This window comes from Nocardioides endophyticus (assembly GCF_039543845.1).
GTDB classification, from domain to species: Bacteria; Actinomycetota; Actinomycetes; order Propionibacteriales; family Nocardioidaceae; genus Nocardioides; species Nocardioides endophyticus.
Genome location: NZ_BAABKN010000012.1, coordinates 109315 through 128160, shown reverse-complemented (window position 1 = coordinate 128160; position 18846 = coordinate 109315). Strand labels below are relative to the sequence as shown.

Genomic DNA, 18846 nt, shown 5'->3' with positions numbered 1-18846 from the left:
GAGGACGACGTTGGACGTCAACGACACGAGGACGCAGCTGGAGGCGGACGACCCGTACCTCCGGATCGCTGACCCGGACCTGGCGGCGTACGAGCACCAGTACCAGGACGAGGTCGACGACCTCCCGACCTACCGTCCCACCGTCGGCTGCATCATCCCGGCGTACAACGAGGCCGAGACGATCGCGGGCGTGCTGGACTCGCTGCTCCAGCAGACCCGGCTGCCCGACGCCATCCACGTCATCATCAACAACTCCTCCGACGACTCCGTCGAGATCGCCAGCCACTACGCCGGCCCGCACAAGCGGATGACGCCGACCGGTGAGCAGGAGACGGCGATCTACGTCCACGACATCGGCAAGAACCCCGACAAGAAGGTCGGGGCGCTCAACTACGGCTACTCGCTCGTCGAGACGATGGACTACCTGCTGGGCGTCGACGGCGACACCACGCCCGAGCCGGACGCGATCCAGCACCTGGTCGACGAGATCTCCAGCGACGACCGGATCGGCGGCATCTCCGCGATCTACTCCATCGACGACAGCGCCCTCGACGGCTGGATGGCGAAGTTCCTCATCGCAGGTCAGCGGGCCCAGTTCTCGGCGTTCAACATGCAGAACCTGCTCAAGGGCCGCAACATGGCGGTCCTCGGCGGCCAGTTCTCGATCTTCTCCACCCAGGCCCTGCGCGACGTCCTGCGCGACAGCCACCAGCGCACCCCGTGGGTCAGCGACAGCGAGGTGGAGGACTCGCTGCTGTCGCTCCAGATCAAGAGCGCGGGCTACCTCACCAAGATCAGCGCCCGCGCCCGGGCGCACGTCGGCGGCATGGACACGCTGCGCTCGCTCGACGCCCAGCAGGTCAAGTGGAACTTCGGCGCCATCGACCTGATGTGGCCCGGCCAGCGTGGTGACACCAAGGGTCAGCCGTTCCACCCCAACCTGCGGCTGCGCTGGTTCGAGCACATGTCGATGGTCATCAACATCACGACGCGCGTGCTGTTCGTGTTGCTGCTCGCGGGATCGCTCAACATCCACGCGTTCGTGTTCAGCCCCTGGTGGCTGATCCCGCCGTTCGCCTCGATCTGGCTGAACTTCCGGGTGGCCCGGTCCATGGAGTTCGCCAATCGGCGCGACTACCTGTTCTCGTTGCTGATCATCCCGGCCGAGAGCTACATGGTCATCCGGATGGGTCACTTCATCCGCGCTTGGCTGAAGTTCTTCAGCCGCCAGCAGACTGACAACTGGGCCGCCCAGGCGAAGGCCGAGCGCGGCAAGGGCATCGCCTGGACCTATCCGTTCGTCGCGTTCGCGTTCATCTTCGTGGTGTCCGCGGCGATCTGGCTGCAGCTGCCGATCGGGCTGCGGTCCGACATCCTCGCCGTGAGCTGGCCGATCCTCGGTGTCATCACCGTGCTCCAGACCGCGTGGATGTGCATCAAGGCCATGAAGCGCTACCGCGGCTTCAAGGCATGACCCGCCGCACGACCACCTCCCCCGACTCCCAGGAGCACGCCATGACCAGCACCCGCCCGCGCCTGCACATCCGGGGGCCGGCCGGCGTCCTGAGCGTCGTCGTCGCGATGGCGGCGTTCTCCGGCTGCTCGGCCCTCGACGGCCTCACCGGCAACGACGACCCTGCCGAGACGCCGTCCGCCTCCCCGACGGCGTCCGAGACGCCGTTCGACTCCCAGTTCACCCGGGACGGCACCTTCCAGTCGCACATCGACGTGAACGGTGTCGACTTCGTCTACACGCTCTACCCGACCAAGTCGACGCCGCGCACCAACGAGTGGTTCCCGAAGGGCAACAAGTACTTCTCCTTCACCTTCCAGGCCTACGACCTCGATCAACCGCTGCGCGCGCCGTTCGACACCAAGCGCCTGGTCTACCTCGACCGGATGAAGGTGACATCCGAGACCAGGCGATCCGGTGGCGGCGAGCCCGAGCAGCCCTACGAGTTCAACGTCGTCGCCAAGAAGGCCACGTTCGACCCCGAGCCGGTGTCGACCAAGTACGGCATGCTCATCACCTCGCCGAAGGGCGCCTTCGAGCTGCGCAACCAGAAGATCGGGCCGATGGCAGACGACACCGCCGGGCTCGTGCTGACCTTCTCGGCCACGGTGTGGATCGAACGTCGCGCCGGCTCGGACACCTTCTACAAGGAGCAGATCAAGCAGAAGGTGCCGATCGCCATCTTCTCGTCCGACGAGCCCACCGAGGCGCAGTCGATCCCGGTCAACGCGAACTAGTCACCAAGCATCCGCTTCTTCTCGCCGCGCTCTAGTTCACGACGTGCGGTTCCGGGCGGGCCGACCGGCCCGCCCGGAACCAAGCCCGGTCTACCGGACCTTCAGCACGCGCACGGCACTCGTGGTGCCGAGCAGCAGCGGCGTCGCGCCGATGGTCGCCCTCAGGCGATGGCTGCCCCGGGCGAGGCGCGGCAGGCTCAGGGTGACGGTGCCGGTGACACCGACGATCACCCGCTTCGTGACCAGGGTGCGCTGGCCGACCTTGATGACGACCTTCGCCGCCGGGGCGATGCCGGTGGCGCCGGGCACGTCGACCCGCACGGTCACCTTCGCCCGCTTGCTCCGGGCGACCCGCTTCTTCACGAGCGCCAGCCGGATCCGCGGGGTCGCCTTGGCCACCGTGAGGGTCGCGGTCCCGGTGGACGCGGTCACGCCGTCCGCTCCGGCGTACGACGCCCGCACGGCCTGCTGGCCCGGCGTCAGGTCGGCCGGCAGCCGGAGGGTCGCGCGGCCGCCGTCGAGGGTGCCGGTCAGGGTGCGGCCGCCGACCACGACCGATACGGGGCCGGTCGGGTTCGTGTCGGGGGCGGTGACCGCGACCGTCGCGGTCGTCGCCGTCCCGTAGCGGGTCGTCGGGCTGCCCAGGGTCACGGTCGTCGTCGACCGGGCCGGGGCCACGCCGACCACCAGGGTCGCGGTGCCGGTCGCCTCGTCATTGTTGGCGTCGCCGCCGTACGCCACGCTCAGGTCGTGGCTGCCGACCGGGAGGACCGGCAGCGTGAGCGTGGCCGCGCCGGAGACCAGGTCCGCGGTGACCGGGTCGCCGGCGCCGGTGAGGGTCACCGCGCCCGTCGCGCCCGGCACCGAGACGGTCACGCTGGCCGCGGTGCCGTCGGTGACGGCCGGTGCGCTGACGCCGACCGCGGGTGTGGCCTTCTCGACGGTGAGCGCGTGCGACGCCCAGCGGGGGGCGTACGTCGTGTCACCGGCATACGCCGCCGTCAGGACGTGCGGGCCCGCGCCGAGCGTGCGGGGCAGCGCGAAGGTCGCGGTGCCTCCGACGAGGGACTGGGTCAGGTCGGCACCGGCGCCCGAGAGGACGACGTCGCCGGTTGCGCCGGGCACGTTGACGGTGACGGTGCCGGCGGCGCCGTACGTCGTGGTCGTGGAGCCGGTGACCGTCATGGCCGGGGCCAGGTCGAGGTCGTCGGGAGCGGTGACGGTGACGAAGCCGAAGGGCCGGTCGGCGTACAGGTCCAGGCCGAGCGTCGATGCCGCCGCGGAGGCCAGCGTCGCCCGGGCCGAGAGCCAGGTGTCGGTGCCGCCGCCCGGGCGGGGCCCGGCGCCGGCGAGGTCGATCTCCAGGACGCGGAGGTTGGCGAACGGGGTGGTGCTCGGGTTACCGCCGATCGCCTCGCTCATGCTGCCGTTGGTCAGGCCGGACGCGTAGAGCCGCGCGGTCAGGCCGTCGGCCGCGATCTCCAGGCGCGGGTCGCGGAGCCGGATGTCGATGCAGTGCGCCTCCATGACCCAGCGCAGCTCGCCGTCGTACTGGACGATTGTGCGGCCGCTCGCGTCCATCGAGGCGCCGACCTGGGCGAACCGCCACGACGAGTCGTCCTCGGCCCCGGGCATGGTCGCGCCGTCGGCGACCTGGACCTCGTGCAGGCCGTGCGGGCAGGCCTCGCCGGGCGAGGCCCAGTCGGTCCGCAGGTAGTTGAGCCAGCTCCGGATGTTCGATGACCCGCCCACCCCACGGGCGGTCCACTCGAGCGACGCGGCGCGCGCGCCGGGCCGGTCGACCACCTGGTTGGTCTGGATGCCGGCCGCGGCGTGGCTGGCGTACGGCGTCCACGCCACCGTCACGTCGCCCGCGCCGTCACCGACGAGCCCGACGTTGGCCGAGTTGTTGAGGCCGAGCGCGCTGATGGCCGCGTAGCTGCCGTTGCTCGGGGTCGTGTACACCTCCGGAGCGCTCCAGGACGTGGTGCCGGCGTCGCGCTCGCTGACGACGACCTGGCCGCCGAGGAAGGCGCCGCCGACGATGGCGATCCTCCGGTTCCATACCGCGGCGGCCTCGCCGTCGCGGCCGACCACTACCTTCGGGGCGGCCGGAGGCGTGTTGGCGTCGCCGTCGAGTGCCAGCGTGGCCGGGTCGGTCCAGGCGCCGGTGCGGCCGACCTCGGCGTACGCGACGCGCGGCGCCGGCGAGGCCTCGGGCCAGACCACGGTCGCGGTCCCGTAGGCATCGAAGACGGCCGACGGCACACCGGTACCGGCGGTCTGCCGGTAGCTCGCGCTGGCGACCGGGTCGGCCACCGTGTTGGCGGCACCGGAGGAGAGCGTGACCGGGGAGCCGAACCCGGTGGCCGTCGCGGTCCGGACAGCGGCCCGGGCGCCGTCGTTCGTGCCCCAGGCCGCGACGGCGGCGCCACTGCTGTCGACCGCCAGGGTGGCGCGCGCGGCGACCGTCGCGTCCTCCTGCAGGGTCACGGCGGCGCCGGCCCAGTCGGAGCCGTTGTGGACACGGGCTCGGACGTCCCAGGCTGACGCGGTCGCGTCCCAGGAACGCCAGAGCAGGGTCAGCCGGCCCTCCTGGTCACGGCCGAGACCCACGGTGTCGGGGATCTTCGCGACGCTGGTCGGCTCGACGACCTCCGAGTTGCCCCAGGTCCCGTCGGCACGACGGGCGAGGTGCACGCCGTCGGTGCCCTGCCAGGCGAGCGCGGCGGCGCCATCGTGACCGACGTCGAGGGTCAGCGGAGCCTCCAGCGGGTTCAGGGTCATCGCGGAGCTGAAGTCGGTGACGGCGCCCCACTCGCCGGTGCTGCCGAGGAAGCGGGTGTGCACCAGGACCGTCTGGGTGGTCGGTGCAGCCACGGTGCCGGTCAGCTCGTTCCAGGCGACCGTCGGCCGGCCGGCACCGTCGAGCGCGAGCTCGACGTCGTTGCCGGTGGGGTAGGAGTTCGTGGTCCGGGTGACCGTGCCGACGACGACCGGCGCCTCCCAGGAGCCGCCCGCGGGCCGCTTGGTCACGAGGACCCGCTGCTGGCTCGGGAGCGGGCTGGTCATCGCGTCCTGAACCCACGCGAACCACGTCGTACCGTCCCGCGCGACGGCGAGCTCGCCGCCCAGCCGACGGTCCGACTCGACCTCCTCCCCGACCGGCCCCTCGGGGACCGCGGTCGAGGACGAGCTCCAGTCCGCGCGGGCGGGTGAGGGCGTGGCGACCAGGGCGGCGGCCGCGAGGCTCAGGGTGAGGACGCTGGCGAGAAGCGGGCGTGGGGACGTGGTCATGCGGGGTCTCCAGGTTTCTGGGCAGGTGTCTGGGGAGACGTCAGGGATGGGTACGGCGACCGGCCGCCGCCCCGGGTCCCGAGCGGAACGGCGGCCGGCCGGTGGTGCGTCAGCTGAAGCCGACCGAGCCGAACTGGTCGCCGGCGGCGTAGCTGCCGTTCGAGCCGCCGTTGAAGATGGCGGCACCGGCGGCGGTGAGGGTGACGGCGTAGACGCCGCCGCTGGCGGTCTCGGCGATCGTGAACGCGTCGACGTTCGTGAGCGTGACGGGTCCGCCGCTGAGCGGGTCGTAGCTGCCGTTGACGCGCAGCTTCTCGTCGCCGGAGGGGTTGTCGACGATCCTCAGGTTCGTCAGCGAGATGTCGATGGAGTGCGCGCTCAGGTCGAAGTCGAGCCCGCCCTGCAGCGTGGTGGTGCGGGGGGAGCCGGTGTCGCTGGCGACGCCGAAGTCGTAGCTGTACGCGGACTCGTCGTACGTCCCGCCCCACGTGGTCGTGGCGCTGCCGGGCGCGGGCGACGAGGTGCCGCCGTTACTCGCGGTCGTGGTCACGGTGCCCTGGCCGAAGCCGAGGTACCAGGCCGGGTTGGTCACGTAGTTGACCCAGCTGGTCCGCACATTCCAGGTCACCTCGGTGGTGCCGGTCGGTACGGCGGCCTGCGCGCTCCCGGGGGTGAGCAGCGAGGCGACGATCGCGGTGACCGCGATCGCGGTGGTCTTCCTGATTGACATGCGTGGTTCGCCTTCCTAATGTGGCGGGTCGCCGAGCCGGCGACCCGATGGAGCCGCACCTCGGTGCGGAGTCGCGAGTCGGCGAGGCGGCCGGGGCGCGGATCTTGTCAGGAGGCGCGCCCCGGTTCTCACCGTCTCGTGGCGACCGGAATGCCCAGGGGTTAGGTAAGGCAACCCTTAGTCGCAGTCGCGAACCTAGTGAGCGGGATGACCCGTCGTCAATAGCCGTCTCTCCTGCTGGTGACTAGTGCCGCGGACTTGACATTGTTGGACGGCTGGCCTTCGCGAGGATCGGGTCTGCGGTCTCGGTCCAGACGAATGGGTGGGACGGGTCGTTCCAGCCGTCGATGAAGGCCCGGATCTTGGCATTCAGGTCCTTGGCTGACTTACAGACGCCGCCTCGGATGGCCTGTCGCTCGACGATGCCGAACCAGACCTCGACGAGACTCATCCACGACGCGTGGCTCAGGGTGAAGTGGATCGTGAACCGCGAGTGCTCGACCGACCAGGCGCGGATCCTCGGGCCCCGCGCGGCCGCGTTGGCCGTTGTGCTCGCGCCCCTGGATCACCGTGGTCGGAGACGCACCGACTCGCTGCGCGATCTCGCGGTTCCCCACGCCCCTCGGCCGCGAGCAACGCGGTCCGTGCGCGCTTCGCCAGGCCGGCACTCACTGTCCGCGACCGCAACCGCCCCACGAGCACCCGTAGTCACCATCGCGAAGCACGAGCGCTGGCGCGCGACACTAGGCGCCCTCGGCGAGCCGGTAGCCGACGCCCCGCACGGTCTCGACGTAGCGCGGCGTGGCTGCGTCGTCGCCGAGCTTGCGTCGCAGGTTGGCGATGTGGACCTCGACCGAGCGCTTGTCGGCCTCGTTGACGAAGTACGACGTGACGTACTGCTGGCCACGCATGGTGAGCACCAGGTCGGCCTTGCTGCGCACCCGGCGACCGGTGCTCATCAGTGAGGCGAGCAGGTCGAACTCGGTGCGGGTCAGGTCCACCGACGAGTTGTGGACGGTGACGAGCCGGGTCTCGTGGTTGAGCGCCAGGCCGTTGAAGCGCATCCACCCCGTGCCCGGGTCGGCCGTGACCGCACCGTGCCGGGCGGCCGGGGCGGCTGGCGCGACCGGCTTCTGGGGTGCCGGGGTGGGTGCCTGCACGGGCGGAGCAGCGGCAGCCGGCGGCTCGTACGCCGGCGGCGCAGCTGGCTGGACTGCCGGCTGCGTCGGCAGCGGAGCGAGCGGGTGGGACTCGGCGAGGTCGCGCGCAGCTGGGGCGGCCCACGAGGTCGGCGTCGCCGGGGCAGCCGGTTCCGGCTCCTGATCGGTCTCGGCCCACGCGCGCGGCTTGTCCACCCGGGTGCGCGGGCGCCGCAGCATCGAGTCGGCGCGGGCGCGCAGCTCACGCGGCCGGAACGGCTTGACGAGGTAGTCGTCCGCGCCTGCCTCGAAGCCCTGCACCACGTCGATCTCGTCCGCCAGTGCGGTGATCATGATCAGGTAGGTGCTGCTGAACTCGCGCAGCCGCTTGGCGACCGCGAAGCCGTCCATCCCGGGCATGTTCACGTCGAGCGTCGTGATCAGCGGGTTGTGCTTGCGGACCGCCTCGACGCCGTCGGTGCCGTTCTCGGTGACGATCGTCGTGAAACCGGACTGGGTCAGCACGATGTCGATCAGGTCGCGCACGTCGGGGTCGTCCTCGATGATGACAGCGACCCACTGGCTACCCGGTTCCATGCTGGTGATGCTAACAACGCCTGCGAGGGAACCCCGCCCGCAACCACGCGGCAGTCTCACCAACCCGACGCCGCAGCCAGCGCCAGCGCCCGATCGGCCCAGAACTGCCCGGCCGGCGGCCCGCCGCCACACTCGCCGTCGCTCTCTCCGGGCGGCTTCACCCACACGTACGCGTCCAGGTGCTCTGCACTCGATCCGGCCCCCGGCTCGGTGCCGAACGCGCGCCCCGGCGGGTTGCACCAGTCCTTGGTCGCGCCGAACCCGTTGCGGCCGGTGTCGACGATGTAGTGCGCTCCGTCGAGCAGCGCGCTGAGCTCCTCGCCGTACGCCTGCTCGTCCTCGTCGCTCTGGAAGTTCGAGACATTGGAGGAGAACCCGCGGACGTCGGCGACGCCGGCGTCCTCGAGCAGCGGAGCGAGCTCAGCGGGGTCGTTCCAGTGGGAGTGGCCGCCGTCGATGTACGTCGTCACGCCCGCGTCGGCGAGGCGGTGGGAGGCGTCGGCGATCAGCCCCACCCGTTCGTCGCGGTCTCCGCACTCGAGGAGCGAGGACAGCCCGTCGGGCTCGACGACCGCGGCCACCTCGCCGCCGGCGCCGGCGGCGTCCGCGATCTCGCCGACCCAGGGTCCGTACTGGTCGGCAGCCAGGCCTCCGGCGGAGTGCTGGCCGGTGCAGTCGCGGTCGGGGACGCCGTAGATCACGAAGGTGGGGACCTGACCGGCCTTGTCGGCGGCCGCCACGGCCTGGGCGACGAACGGGCCGACCGAGCCGGCGGGGTACTCCTCCGGCGTCAGCCAGATGCCCTGGGGCGTCCCGGCGAGGCGGGTGAACACGTCCTCGCTGGCGTTGTCGCCGTCCGCCTTCGCGGCCGAGGCTGCCTGGGCCGCCTTCGAGTTCGGGTCCGCGAACTGGTCGTGGTCGGCGTACGGGTTCACCGCCTGCGCGTCGCGACTCGTGTCCGGCGAGCCCGGGTCGGACCCGGAGCCGTCGCTGCTCGAGCACGCGGTGAGGGTCGCCAGGGCGGCGAGCACGCACGCGGCCAGCAGGCGGGACGCTGACACACGAGGAGGTCGACGAAGGAGCACGCCGCCATCATGTCAAGGCGGCGCGCCCCTCCCGCTCAGGCCTTGCGGCCGGGCGCGAACAGGCTGGCGATCGCGGCGACGGCCACCGCAGCGGCACCCGTCAGGAGCGCCGGGCCGATCGCACCGTCGTACCCGGCCGGGGTGATCTGGCCACCGTTGCCGAGGAAGACCGCAACCAGGACGGCGATGCCGAGCGCCACACCGAACTCGCGGATCGTGGAGTTGGCCGAGCTGGCGATCGCGAAGTCGCTGTCCGGCAGCCCGTCGAGCACCATCGACGCCCCCGGCGCGAACACCAGGCCCATCCCGACGCCGGCCAGGACCAGCGGGACGAGGAAGGCCGAGTACGACGAGCCGTTCTCGGTGATCACCGAGAACCAGACCAGCGAGACCGTCTGCAGCACCAGGCCGGTGAAGAGCAGGGCCCGGTAGCCCAGCCGGCCGACGAGTGCGCCGGCGATCGGGGCGACCACCATCGGGGCCGCGGTCCACGGCAGCGTGCGGAGGCCGGCCCCGAGCGGGCTGTAGCCCTGCACGACCTGGAGGTACTGCGCGAGCAGGAAGACGGTGCCGAACATGCCGAGCGTGAACATCAGGAAGATGACGTTGGCGACCGTGAACTTCCGAGCGGAGAAGAGCCGCAGTGGGAGCACGGCGTGGGCCCGGCCGCGCGCCCAGAGGACGTACGCCGGCAGCAACAGGCCGGACAGGACCAGCGGGCCGAGCACGCTCGGGTCGCTCCAGCCGTCGTCGTTGCCGTGCACGATGCCCCAGATCCCGAGGAAGACCGCGCCGCCGAGCAGCAGCACGCCGAACGGGTCGAGCTTCTGCCAGGCACCCTTGGACTCCGGGATCGCGACGACCAGCAACGGGATCGCGACCAGCGCGACCGGCACGTTGAGCCAGAAGATCGCCTGCCAGCTCACGCCCTCGACGACGGCGCCGCCGATCACCGGGCCGAGCGCGACGCCGAGGCCGCTGACGCCACCCCAGATCCCGATCGCGGCGGCCCGCATGGCCGGCGGGACGGCCGCGGCCAGCAGCGTGAGCGAGAGCGGCATGATCGCCGCGGCGCCGAGGCCCTGGACCGCGCGGGCCGCGATCAGCGCCTCGGAGGAGGTGCTGAGCGCCGAGGCGACCGACGCCAGCGTGAAGACGGCGACGCCGGCGAGCATCATCCGGCGCCGGCCGAGCCGGTCCCCCAGGGTGGCGGCCGGAAGCATGAAGGTCGCGAACGTCAACGTGTAGGCGTTCATGAACCAGGACAGCTGGCCGACCGAGGAGCCGAGGTCGGCCTGGATCACCGGCAGCGCGCTCGTCATCACCAGGTTGTCGAGGGTGGCCATGAACATCGGGAGGGAGGCCGCCACGATCGCGACCCACACCGGGAGCTGGCGCCGTCGAACCGCGGGCCGGTCCGGGCCTGCGACCCGGGGTTCGTCGAGCGTGGTCATCGAATTCTCCATCCAGGAAGGCATTGAATGATTACTTGTGCTGCGACCTTAAGTAATCGACTGATAACATGTCAAGCATGAAGGCGGAGAAAGTCAGACGGATGTCTGCCGAGGACCGCCGGGCGCTCGTCCTGGAGGCCGGCACCCGGGCGTTCGCCCACGGCGGCTACCACGGGACCAGCACCGACGCCGTCGCCAAGGAGGCCGGTGTCTCCCAGCCGTACGTCGTGCGCATCTTCGGCACCAAGCTGGAGCTCTTCCTCGAGGTGTTCGAGGAGTCGGTCGGCCGGATCACGGCAGCCTTCGAGGAGGTCCTCGACGAGCGGCCGTTCGACCCTGAGAGCGAGGACGACAAGGCGCGGATGGGCCTGGCCTACACCGAGCTGCTGCGCGACCACGAGTTCCTGCAGGTGATGATGCACGGCTTCTCGAACGGCGACGTGCCGGAGATCGCCGCCGCGGCCCGCCGGTGCATGGGCTCGGTGTTCGCCACCATCCAGCGCACCGGGTGGGACGACGAGCAGGTCCGCGACTTCGTCGCCTACGGGATGCTGCTCAACGTGATGATCTCGATGCGCGCCCCCGAGCACCTCGCGCCGGGCGACCCGCTCACGACCCTCGCGATCTGCGCCTTCGGTGACGAGCTGGCCGTCCTTCAAGCGCCGGTGCTTGAATCGCCCGCGTGACCCTCCTCGTCCTCGCCTCCCAGTCCCCCGCCCGCCTGGCCACGCTGCGCAGCGCCGGCGTCGAGCCGGTGGTGATCGTCTCCGGGGTCGATGAGTCCCAGCTCGAGGGGCTGCCCCCGGCCGAGCTCGCACTCCAGCTCGCCGAGCTCAAGTGCGCGGCCGTCGTGGCGGGCGACGGCGTACCGCCCGGGGCGCTCGTGCTCGGCTGCGACTCCGTGCTCGACCTCGACGGCCGGGCCCTCGGCAAGCCCGACGACGCGGAGGACGCCGTACGCCGCTGGCAGGCGATGCGCGGACGGTCCGGTGTGCTCCGCACCGGCCACTGCCTCCACGACACGGCCACCGGCCAGGTGGCCGCCGCGACCGCGTCGACGACCGTGCACTTCGCGGACGTGAGCGACGAGGAGATCGCGGCGTACGTCGCGACCGGCGAACCGTTGGTCGTGGCCGGCGCGTTCACGGTCGACGGCTTCGGCGGTGCGTTCGTGACCGGGATCGACGGCGACTTCCACAACGTGGTCGGCGTCAGCCTGCCGCTGCTCAGGGAGCTGGTGGGCGAGCTGGGTCGCTCGTGGACGGAGCTGTGGCGTCCGTGACCTCCGGCTCGACGTCGACCGGGGCGTCCAGCAGCTCGACCTGCTGGAGCTCGCTCATCTCGAAGACCTGCATGGGGTTCTGCTTCAAGTCTGCGAGGTGCACCGGGCGTCGGAAGACAAGCGTCCGGAAGAGGTAGAAGCGCGCCACCATGCCGAGGAAGAGCCCGAGGATGTTGGCGGCGATGTTGTCGGAGAACGGGTCGTCGAGACCGAGCGCGTTGCGGCTGAACCACAGGCACGCGATCGGGATCAGCATCGTCACCAGGTTGATGACGACGAACATCAGGAGCCCACCGTCGGCGGTCCGCGGCGGTCGATCCTTGAACACCCACGTGCGGCTGCCCCGATAGCTGACGACCATGCCGAAGACGTTCGCGATCACGAAGGCCAGATAGGGGTTCTCCGACAGCGGCGCGTCCCATCCGGTGTGGAAGCCGTGCACCAGGAGGTTGAAGATGACGATGGCGACCACGGTCGCGAGACCACCGACTGCAAGGAACCGGTAGGCCTCGGTGAAGATCCGATGCCACCGGTCACCCATGCCGCCCAGGCTAGCCGTTGCGCTCCCCGCTCACTCGATCGGCAGGCCGAGCCCCCGCGCGATCAGCATCCGCTGCACTTCGGACGTGCCCTCGCCGATCTCGAGCACCTTGGCGTCGCGGTAGAACCGAGCGACCGGGTACTCCTCCATGAAGCCGTAGCCGCCGAAGACCTGGGTCGCGATGCGGGTGGCGGTGACCGCCGACTCGGTCGCGTAGAGCTTCGCGACGGCCGCGGCCTGCTTGAACTCCCTCACCGGAGCGCCGGCGTCCTTCATCGAGGCGGCCCGGTAGGTGAGCAGCCGGCTGGCGTGCAGCATCACCTCGAGGTCGGCGATCTGGAACGCCACGCCCTGCTTGCGGCCGATGGGACCGCCCAAGGTCTGCCGCTCCCCGGCGTACGAGAGGCTCAGGTCGAGGCAGGCCTGGATGCAGCCGACCGCGAGCGCAGCGATGGCGACCCGGCCGTCGTCGAGGGTGGCGAGGAACTGGGCGTAGCCGCGGCCGCGCTCGCCGAGCAGGTTGGCCTCGGGGACCCGGGCGTCCTCGAAGCTGAGCGGGTGCGTGTCGGACGCGTGCCAGCCGAGCTTGTCGTAGGCCTTCTCGGCGGTGAACCCGGGCGTGCCGCTCGGCAGCATGATCGTGCTGATCTCGGGTCGGCCGTCGCCGCGGTCCCCGGTGCGGGCGGTGATGGTGACGACGCTGGTGATCGACGAGCCCGAGTTGGTGATGAACTGCTTCGAGCCGTTGACGACCCACTCGCCGTCGGTCAGCACAGCCTTGGTCCTGGTCGCTCCCGCGTCGGAGCCGGCGCCCGGCTCGGTCAGGCCGAAGCCGGCGAGCGCGGTGCCGGCGACCAGGTCGGGCAGCCAGGCCTGCTTCTGCTCGTCGGAGCCGTAGGTCAGGATCGGGTTGACGCCGAGGCCGACCGCGGCCTCGAGCGTGATGCCCATCGACTGGTCGACCCGGCCGACCTCCTCGATCGCGACGCAGAGGCTGGTGAAGTCGCCGTCCTCCCCCGCGCCGCCGTACTCCTCGGGAGCGGTGAGTCCGAACAGCCCGAGCGCGCCCATCTTGTGCACGACGTCGACCGGGAAGTGGTGGTCCCGGTCCCACTGCGCCGCGTGCGGGCCGATCTCGGCCTCGGCGAACTCGCGGACGGTACGGCGGAACTCCTCGTGCTCACGCGACAGCGCGAAGGTCGACTCAGTGCTCATGGTCCGCACCCTAGCCGTTTGGTTAGCGGTTGTTAACCTCGCGGATGGTGCTCCTCAACCAAGCATCTGCTCGGGGGTGCGAGATGAACCACACGAAGGCACCGCCCCTCTGAGGCCGTGCTGGCGATACCCTGCCCCGCGGGGTCGTGACCGATCCGCCATGTCTGGAAGCAGGAGGGGTAGTGCCCGAGAGCAAGCCGTTGCAGAAGGTCCTCATCGCCAACCGCGGAGAAATCGCGGTGCGCGTCATCCGAGCGTGCAAGGACGCCGGCATCGGCAGCGTCGCCGTGTACGCCGAGCCGGACCGGGACGCGCTGTTCGTCCGGCTGGCCGACGAGGCCCACTCGCTCGGGGGCGCGACCCCCGCCGACTCCTACCTCGACATCGCGAAGATCATCGCCGTCGCCGAGAAGTCCGGCGCCGACTCGGTGCACCCGGGCTACGGGTTCCTCGCCGAGAACGCCGACTTCGCTCAGGCGGTGATCGACGCCGGTCTCATCTGGATCGGCCCCCCGCCCGCCGCGATCGAAGCCCTCGGCGACAAGGCCAAGGCCAAGCACATCGCGCAGCGAGCCAACGCGCCGCTGGCGCCCGGCACCAAGGACCCGGTCAAGGACGCCGACGAGGTCGTCGCGTTCGCGGAGGCAAACGGCCTGCCGGTCGCGATCAAGGCCGTCTTCGGTGGCGGCGGTCGTGGCCTCAAGGTCGCCCGCACGCTCGAGGAGATCCCCGACGCCTACGAGTCCGCGGTCCGCGAGGCCGTCTCGGCGTTCGGCCGCGGCGAGTGCCTCGTGGAGAAGTTCCTCGACCAGCCCCGTCACGTCGAGACCCAGTGCCTCGCCGACCAGCACGGCAACGTCGTGGTCGTCTCGACCCGCGACTGCTCGCTGCAGCGACGCCACCAGAAGCTGGTCGAGGAGGCGCCCGCGCCGTTCCTGACCGACGACCAGATCACCCGACTCTACGAGTCGTCCAAGGCGATCCTGCGCGAGGCCGAGTACGTCGGCGCTGGCACCTGCGAGTTCCTCGTGGCCAAGGACGGCACCATCTCCTTCCTCGAGGTCAACACCCGCCTCCAGGTCGAGCACTGCGTCTCGGAGGAGGTCACCGGGATCGACCTGGTGCGCGAGATGTTCCGCATCGCCGCGGGCGAGGAGCTCGGCTACGACGACCCCGAGATCCGGGGCCACTCGATCGAGTTCCGGATCAACGCCGAGGACGGCGGCCGCAACTTCATGCCCGCGCCCGGCACCCTGTCCGCGTGGAGCCCGCCGCAGGGCCCCGGAGTCCGGCTCGACGGCGGCTACGAGAACGGCGAGACCATCCCGGGCTCGTTCGACTCCCTCATCGCCAAGCTCATCGTCACCGGCCGCGACCGCACCCAAGCACTCGAGCGCTCGCGCCGGGCGCTGGCCGAGTTCGTGGTCGACGGCATGCCCACCGTGATCCCGTTCCACCGCACGATCGTCGGCGACCCGGCGTACGTCGGCGCCTCGAACCCGTCCGGCGAGGGTGACTTCACCGTCTACACGACCTGGATCGAGACCGACTTCGACAACCAGATCGAGCCGTACGCCGGCGACTCCGCGGAGGCGGAGGAGGTGGGCGAGCGCCAGACCGTGGTCGTCGAGGTCGGCGGCAAGCGGCTCGAGGTCGTCATCCCCGGCGGACTGGGCGGCCTCGCGGCGGGCCCGGCTGGTGGGGCGAAGAAGGCCAAGCGCGCCAAGAAGGCTGGCGCCAAGGTCAGCGGCGACGCCGTCGCCTCCCCGATGCAGGGCACCGTCGTCAAGGTCGTCGTCGAGGAGGGCCAGGAGGTCGCCGAGGGCGACACCATCGTCGTCATCGAGGCGATGAAGATGGAGCAGCCCCTCAAGGCCCACAAGGCCGGCACCGTCACCGGCCTGCAGGCCGAGGTCGGCGCCACCATCGGCAACGGCGCCGTCGTCTGCGAGATCAAGTGAGCAGCGGCGAGCGAGGAACGAGCTCGGTGCGTGGGCTCACGCAGGTTGAGCAAGCCCACGGCTGAGCCCGCGAAGCCGTGACGGGCGCGTCGAAGCCCGGACTGACAGAGCTGCTCTTCTCGAGAGACGCGGCGGGGCCTGACGAGCCCGCCGCCAACGGCACGTACACCGTCGTCGAGCTGGCGAACCGTCTGCAGCAGGACCCGGTCGTGGTCCAGCAGCTGTTGGGCAACGGTCAGCGCGACGAGGTCGACGCTGCGCTGACCAAGCTCGCGGAGTCGGCCGACTACCCCGTCTACGTCGCGCTGGTCAACCAGATCCCGGACCTCCGCGAGGACGACGCCGACAGCGAGCTGGCGAGCCTCCTGCACGCCAGGATCGGCAAGGACGGCCTGTACGTCGTCTCCGCCGACCCGTCCGGGGGCCACGTCGGCTGGCAGACGTACGGCGCGGGCGTCCCGGCGAAGTGGGACCTGTCCGGCGTCAACGAGCCACCTGACAACAGCGAGTACGCGCCGAGTCAGAGCGCCGCCGGCGACGTCGCCGAGCTGGTCGCCACCGCTGCGAACGACGCCAAGCCGTTGCACGACAACCAGCTCGAGGACTACCGCACCGGCGACCTGTGGGTGCAGGCTGCGAGCGGTCCGGCGCGCGAGGTCGACCCGCCCACGGCCGGCACCTACGCCGTCGTCACGACCTCGATCGCTCTCGGCCTGACGGTCACGGCGTTCGTGGTGCTCCGCGCGATCGCCCGGTGGCGCGAGCTCGCTCCGGTCGGGGATCCACCACGTCGCGTGACCTCGAAGGCGAAGAGCAAGCCGCCCTCGACCCCGCGCCGACCCGGCGGCTCGCTGACGGCCGACGGGCCCGCGGTCCGGGCAGCGATCGACCGCGAGCTCGACGACCTGGCGCCAGCCATCGCCCGCGCCCACCGCAAGGGAGCCGCGCTCCCGGTCGAGGCGATGCAGACCGTCGAAGGCTCGCGAGCCGCCGCCGAGGCCGTGCTCGCCGGCCTGCCCGCGGTGATCGCGCCCCAGTCCCCCGCCCTGCTCGACGCCGTGGGCGCGCTGGTCCTGGTGCGGTCCGCCCGGGAGGTCGTCGATGACCCCCAGGCGGCGCCGTACCGCCCCTGCTTCCTCAACCCCTGCCACGGCCGCGGCGACCACGTGCTCGCTGCTCCCGCCGGGACGGACGAGGTCGAGGTCCCGGTCTGTCGCCTGTGCAAGCGCGACGCCGATCGACCGGAGCGGTTCGACCCCCTCGTCGTCCGAGGGACCTGGGGCCGCGCCCGGCCCTACTACGAGGGCGACTCGGTGTGGGCCCGCACCGGCTACGGGGCGTTCACCGACGAGCTGTGGCGCGACGTCGACGACAGCCGGGGCCACCGGTGAACGGCGCCACCCGGCTCGCCGTCGACACCGTCGCCGCCCTCGCGATCGGGGCCGCCGGCGTCGCCTGGGGCGTCCACGTCGTCGACGGCCGGGCCGACGTGACCAGCATCGCGCCGGGCGACCGGGTGCAGGCCGCCGTCGACGCGCTGCGCACCGACCCCGTCTACGTGCCGCCCGACGGCCGACGGATGCTCGCGGAGGACGCCGAGCAACGACTCGAGCAGGTGGTCGCCGACGCCCCCGTCCCCGTGCACGTCGTGGTGTGGCGGGCCAGCGACCAGGCCGGCGGGGAGCCGTACTCGTTCACGCTGCCCGAGATGATCGCCGAGGAGCTCGGCGAGCCCGGGGTCTACGTGGTCTGGCAGGGGCCAGGCGACGCCGACGCCGACGCCGCTGCGGGCACGCGGATCGACTTCGGCGGCCCGGACCTCGAGGCCGCCGGGGACGCCGAGCTCCGGATCACGGAGTTCGTCGAGCAGCTCGAGGCGGACTCCCTCATCGAGGACGACGGGTTCGACTACTGGGGAGGGCGAGACGGTGGGTTCGCCGCCGGACTGATGTTCGGCGGCGGCATCGCGCTCAGCGCCTGGGTGCTCGTCGGCATCGCACGCGCCGTCACCGGCCGTCCGTTCCGCAACCGCCCCCGATCCACCCGCTGACCACCGACCGGAGAAGATGCACCCGTGGCCGACGACAGCATCCTGGATGAGATCGTCCGCGAGGTGCAGCAGGACGGCGTGTACGTCGCACCCGCATTCCGCCAGCACGTCGACGCCGCCGAGGAGGCGGCGATCGAGGCCGCGGTCGCCCGGATCGACACCCCGGTCACCGTGATCGCGGTGCCGCTGCGCGACGACGACATGTTCGCCGGCAGCGCCGAGGACCTGCTGACCCGGGTCCACGACAAGGTCGGAGGGGACGGCTGGTACGTCGCGCCGGCGTACACCTTCGACGACGGCGACTACAACCTCACCGCGGAGCAGTGGGCGTCGTCGTACGACGCCGGCCTCGACCTGCCCTACGACGCCCTCGGCATCGCCGAAGAGCTGCACCCCACCGACCTCGGCGCCGGCCTCGTCGAGCTGACCACGGCGATCGCCGACGGCAACGTCACCGACAAGGTCACGGAGGCCAATCAGGCCCGCGACGCCCGCCGCGCGGAAGAAGGACGGCCACCGATCAGCACGACCGGCTCGGACCCCGCCGGCGGCGACTCGGACGCCGACTGGATCGTGAGCGGGATCGTCCTCCTGGTGCTGGTCGTCCTGGTCGTGGCGCTGGTCCGGGCGCGGCGTGGGGCTGGTGGGCTGCGGCAGGCCGTAACCCCGCCTGCGCGACGGCACTATGCCCTGCCGGCCTCGGTGCTCGACCGCGTCCGCGAGGCCGACACCGACCGGATCGCGGCCCGCGCCGACCGCGAGACCCTCGCCCTCGGCGAGCGCATCGAGGCCGCCGAGATCGGGACCGGTGCCGACACCACGGCCTGGCAGTCCGCGCTCGACCACTACGACGCCGCGCGCCGCGTCGGGAGCAGCGGTGACCTGCTGGACGCCGTCGGCGCGGTCGTGCTCGTCGAGCGCGGCGCGGCCGCGCTCGACGCCGCTCTCGCCGGCCGGGCCTTCACCCCGAGCACGCCGTGCTACCTCAACCCCCTGCACGGCACGGCCACCGCACGCCGGAGCGTGGACCACGGCGCCCGCCGCCTCGACGTACCGCTGTGCAAGGCCTGTCGAAAGGACCTGGCCGCCGGACGAGCCCCGGACATCCTCGACGTCATGCGTGACGGCGAGCCGGTGCACTACTTCGACGCCGACGCGGAGCCCTGGTCGTCGTCCGGGTACGGCGCCCTGCAGACCGATCTGGTCGAGCGGATCCACCGCCTCGGGTGACGGTGCTGGCCGTAC

The 18846-nt window shown here is 71.5% G+C and carries 16 protein-coding genes; 8 read left to right on the top strand and 8 right to left on the bottom strand.

Annotated elements, in window-relative coordinates; all coding sequences use genetic code 11:
- The first annotated feature begins 10 nt into the window (after positions 1-10).
- Positions 11-1474: a glycosyltransferase family 2 protein gene (locus tag ABEA33_RS09400; protein WP_345526501.1), complete on the top strand. Its 1464-nt coding sequence runs from the start codon at positions 11-13 to the stop codon at positions 1472-1474.
- A gap of 41 nt (positions 1475-1515) precedes the next feature.
- Positions 1516-2250 (top strand): hypothetical protein, encoded by a 735-nt coding sequence (locus ABEA33_RS09395; RefSeq protein WP_345526500.1) that lies wholly within the window; start codon positions 1516-1518, stop codon positions 2248-2250.
- 90 nt (positions 2251-2340) lie between these two features.
- On the opposite strand, the gene ABEA33_RS09390 is transcribed toward ABEA33_RS09395, so the two are convergent.
- The 6 genes from ABEA33_RS09390 to ABEA33_RS09365 form a co-directional block, all read right to left on the bottom strand.
- Complete coding sequence (locus ABEA33_RS09390) at positions 2341-5547, bottom strand: Ig-like domain repeat protein (protein ID WP_345526499.1); 3207 nt, start codon at positions 5545-5547, stop codon at positions 2341-2343.
- Positions 5548-5656: 109 nt separating this feature from the next.
- Positions 5657-6277 (bottom strand): HtaA domain-containing protein, encoded by a 621-nt coding sequence (locus ABEA33_RS09385; RefSeq protein WP_345526498.1) that lies wholly within the window; start codon positions 6275-6277, stop codon positions 5657-5659.
- A 244-nt stretch (positions 6278-6521) separates the two neighbouring features.
- Complete coding sequence (locus ABEA33_RS09380) at positions 6522-6728, bottom strand: hypothetical protein (protein ID WP_345526497.1); 207 nt, start codon at positions 6726-6728, stop codon at positions 6522-6524.
- A gap of 292 nt (positions 6729-7020) precedes the next feature.
- Complete coding sequence (locus ABEA33_RS09375; protein ID WP_345526496.1) at positions 7021-8013, bottom strand: response regulator transcription factor; 993 nt, start codon at positions 8011-8013, stop codon at positions 7021-7023.
- 56 nt (positions 8014-8069) lie between these two features.
- The gene (locus ABEA33_RS09370; protein WP_345526495.1) at positions 8070-9074 is read right to left on the bottom strand and encodes a glycoside hydrolase family 6 protein; all 1005 of its coding nucleotides are present in this window, start codon (positions 9072-9074) and stop codon (positions 8070-8072) included.
- A 59-nt stretch (positions 9075-9133) separates the two neighbouring features.
- The gene (locus tag ABEA33_RS09365) at positions 9134-10552 is read right to left on the bottom strand and encodes an MFS transporter (RefSeq protein ID WP_345526494.1); all 1419 of its coding nucleotides are present in this window, start codon (positions 10550-10552) and stop codon (positions 9134-9136) included.
- Positions 10553-10653: 101 nt separating this feature from the next.
- On the opposite strand from ABEA33_RS09365, the gene ABEA33_RS09360 reads away from it, so the two are divergent.
- Both ABEA33_RS09360 and ABEA33_RS09355 read left to right on the top strand, forming a co-directional pair.
- A complete protein-coding gene (locus ABEA33_RS09360) occupies positions 10654-11238 on the top strand; it encodes a TetR/AcrR family transcriptional regulator (RefSeq protein WP_345526493.1) in 585 nt (194 codons plus the stop codon).
- The gene (locus tag ABEA33_RS09355) at positions 11235-11834 is read left to right on the top strand and encodes a Maf family protein (protein WP_345526492.1); all 600 of its coding nucleotides are present in this window, start codon (positions 11235-11237) and stop codon (positions 11832-11834) included. The genes ABEA33_RS09360 and ABEA33_RS09355 overlap by 4 nt, the downstream gene beginning before the upstream one ends.
- Here the strand turns inward: ABEA33_RS09355 and ABEA33_RS09350 are convergent.
- Together ABEA33_RS09350 and ABEA33_RS09345 are read right to left on the bottom strand one after the other, a co-directional pair.
- The gene (locus tag ABEA33_RS09350) at positions 11779-12375 is read right to left on the bottom strand and encodes a GtrA family protein (RefSeq protein WP_345526491.1); all 597 of its coding nucleotides are present in this window, start codon (positions 12373-12375) and stop codon (positions 11779-11781) included. The two genes, ABEA33_RS09355 and ABEA33_RS09350, sit on opposite strands and share 56 nt — an antisense overlap.
- Positions 12376-12405: 30 nt before the next feature.
- Positions 12406-13590 (bottom strand): acyl-CoA dehydrogenase family protein, encoded by a 1185-nt coding sequence (locus ABEA33_RS09345; protein WP_345526490.1) that lies wholly within the window; start codon positions 13588-13590, stop codon positions 12406-12408.
- A 182-nt stretch (positions 13591-13772) separates the two neighbouring features.
- On the opposite strand from ABEA33_RS09345, the gene ABEA33_RS09340 reads away from it, so the two are divergent.
- From ABEA33_RS09340 to ABEA33_RS09325, 4 genes are all read left to right on the top strand, one after another.
- Positions 13773-15551 (top strand): acetyl/propionyl/methylcrotonyl-CoA carboxylase subunit alpha, encoded by a 1779-nt coding sequence (locus ABEA33_RS09340; RefSeq protein ID WP_345526489.1) that lies wholly within the window; start codon positions 13773-13775, stop codon positions 15549-15551.
- Between the two features lie 77 nt (positions 15552-15628).
- Positions 15629-16942 (top strand): hypothetical protein, encoded by a 1314-nt coding sequence (locus tag ABEA33_RS09335; RefSeq protein WP_345526488.1) that lies wholly within the window; start codon positions 15629-15631, stop codon positions 16940-16942.
- Positions 16939-17601, top strand: coding sequence for a hypothetical protein (locus ABEA33_RS09330; protein WP_345526487.1), 663 nt, complete (start codon positions 16939-16941; stop codon positions 17599-17601). The genes ABEA33_RS09335 and ABEA33_RS09330 overlap by 4 nt, the downstream gene beginning before the upstream one ends.
- 24 nt (positions 17602-17625) lie before the next feature.
- Complete coding sequence (locus tag ABEA33_RS09325) at positions 17626-18831, top strand: hypothetical protein (protein WP_345526486.1); 1206 nt, start codon at positions 17626-17628, stop codon at positions 18829-18831.
- Positions 18832-18846: the final 15 nt, after the last annotated feature.

Bases quoted from the DNA above. Each gene is read 5' to 3' on its own strand.
- ABEA33_RS09395 (WP_345526500.1), top strand. From the start codon at position 1,516: ATGACCAGCACCCGCCCGCGCCTGCACATCCGGGGGCCGGCCGGCGTC.
- ABEA33_RS09390 (WP_345526499.1), bottom strand. From the start codon at position 5,547: ATGACCACGTCCCCACGCCCGCTTCTCGCCAGCGTCCTCACCCTGAGC.
- ABEA33_RS09385 (WP_345526498.1), bottom strand. From the start codon at position 6,277: ATGTCAATCAGGAAGACCACCGCGATCGCGGTCACCGCGATCGTCGCC.
- ABEA33_RS09380 (WP_345526497.1), bottom strand. From the start codon at position 6,728: ATGAGTCTCGTCGAGGTCTGGTTCGGCATCGTCGAGCGACAGGCCATC.
- ABEA33_RS09375 (WP_345526496.1), bottom strand. From the start codon at position 8,013: ATGGAACCGGGTAGCCAGTGGGTCGCTGTCATCATCGAGGACGACCCC.
- ABEA33_RS09365 (WP_345526494.1), bottom strand. From the start codon at position 10,552: ATGACCACGCTCGACGAACCCCGGGTCGCAGGCCCGGACCGGCCCGCG.
- ABEA33_RS09360 (WP_345526493.1), top strand. From the start codon at position 10,654: ATGTCTGCCGAGGACCGCCGGGCGCTCGTCCTGGAGGCCGGCACCCGG.
- ABEA33_RS09350 (WP_345526491.1), bottom strand. From the start codon at position 12,375: ATGGGTGACCGGTGGCATCGGATCTTCACCGAGGCCTACCGGTTCCTT.
- ABEA33_RS09345 (WP_345526490.1), bottom strand. From the start codon at position 13,590: ATGAGCACTGAGTCGACCTTCGCGCTGTCGCGTGAGCACGAGGAGTTC.